Origin of the sequence: Exercitatus varius (assembly GCF_029577735.1) — a bacterium.
Lineage (GTDB): Bacteria > Pseudomonadota > Gammaproteobacteria > Enterobacterales > Pasteurellaceae > Exercitatus > Exercitatus varius.
Map to the genome: position 1 here is coordinate 1 of NZ_JARQTO010000020.1, position 1,025 is coordinate 1,025.

The window sequence follows — 1,025 nt, forward strand, 5'->3', positions numbered from 1 at the left end:
CGCGCGGAAGAATATATGCGTTCAACCGGCATTGCGGATAACGTATTCTTCGGGCCGGAGCCGGAATTTTTCTTATTCGACGACGTGCGTTTCAGCACCGAAATGAACAACGTTTCATTTAAAATCGACGACATCGAAGCGGGCTGGAACACCAACCGCAAATACGAAGACGGCAACAACGCCTATCGTCCGTTGGTGAAAGGCGGTTATTGCGCCGTTGCGCCGAACGACACGGCGCACGACATGCGTTCCGAAATGTGTCTGTTGATGGAAGAAATGGGCTTGGTTATCGAAGCGCACCACCACGAAGTGGCCACTGCCGGACAAAACGAAATCGCCACTAAATTCAACAGTTTAACTTTGAAGGCGGACGAAACCCAAATCTACAAATATATTGTGCAAAACGTTGCGGCGGAACACGGCAAAACCGCCTGTTTCATGCCGAAACCGTTTGCCGGCGACAACGGTTCGGGCATGCACTGTAATATGTCTTTAAGCAAAGACGGCAAAAATATTTTCCAAGGCGATAAATACGCCGGTTTGTCTGAAACCGCGCTTTACTATATCGGCGGCATTATCAAACACGCCAAAGCCTTAAACGCGTTTACCAACCCGACCACCAACTCTTATAAACGTTTAGTGCCGGAATTTGAAGCGCCGGTGTTATTGGCTTATTCCGCCAGCAACCGCTCCGCGTCTATCCGTATTCCGGCGGTCACCAGCCCGAAAGCGATTCGTGTGGAAGCGCGTTTCCCGGATCCGGCTGCGAACCCGTATTTGGCTTTTGCGGCCTTGTTAATGGCGGGGCTGGACGGCGTGGTGAACAAAATTCATCCGGGCGATGCCATGGATAAAAATCTGTACGATTTACCGCCGGAAGAATTGAAAGAAATTCCGGCCGTGGCGGCGTCGTTGGAAGAAGCGCTGAGCTCGCTGGAAACGGATTTCGAATTCCTAACCAAAGGCGGCGTCTTCACCAAAGACTTCATTGAAGCCTTTATCGGCATCAAACGTAAAGAAGTGGC

The 1,025-nt window shown here is 50.9% G+C and carries 1 protein-coding gene; it reads left to right on the forward strand.

The annotated features are described in order from the left end of the window. A partial coding sequence (glnA, locus tag P7M01_RS10355) for a type I glutamate--ammonia ligase (protein WP_317483641.1) occupies positions 1-1,025 on the forward strand: 1,025 nt, incomplete at both ends.